Origin of the sequence: Nocardioides pocheonensis, assembly GCF_003725535.1 — a bacterium.
GTDB classification, from domain to species: Bacteria; Actinomycetota; Actinomycetes; order Propionibacteriales; family Nocardioidaceae; genus Marmoricola; species Marmoricola pocheonensis.
In genome coordinates this window covers 1-322 of sequence record NZ_RJSF01000018.1, presented here as the reverse complement: position 1 = coordinate 322, position 322 = coordinate 1, and the positions used below count along the sequence as shown (strand labels likewise).

Annotated in this window: 1 protein-coding gene; it reads right to left on the bottom strand. The window is 70.8% G+C overall.

The window, feature by feature from the left end:
- Nucleotides 1-308: NAD(P)-binding domain-containing protein (locus EFL26_RS05845; protein WP_183408050.1), on the bottom strand; the 308-nt coding region annotated here is incomplete at its 3' end.
- Nucleotides 309-322: the final 14 nt, after the last annotated feature.

Here is a 322-nt window from a genome sequence, read left to right as displayed (position 1 = left end):
GTGTCGCCGGGGGTCAGGCCCGGGGCGATCTCCTCGGCGTACAGCTTCCGCTGGTGCTGGTCGGGCGCCAGGATCACGATCACGTCGGCCTCTTCGACCGCCTCGGCCGGCGTGAGGACGCGCAGGCCCTCGGCCTCGGCCTTCTCGCGGCTCTTCGAACCGGGCTGGAGCCCGATGCGGACGTCGACGCCCGAGTCGCGCAGCGACAGCGCGTGGGCGTGGCCCTGGCTGCCGTAGCCGATCACGGCGACGCTCTTGCCCTGGATCAGGGACAGGTCGGCGTCGTCGTCGTAGAACATTTCAGCCACGGTGGGCTCTCCTT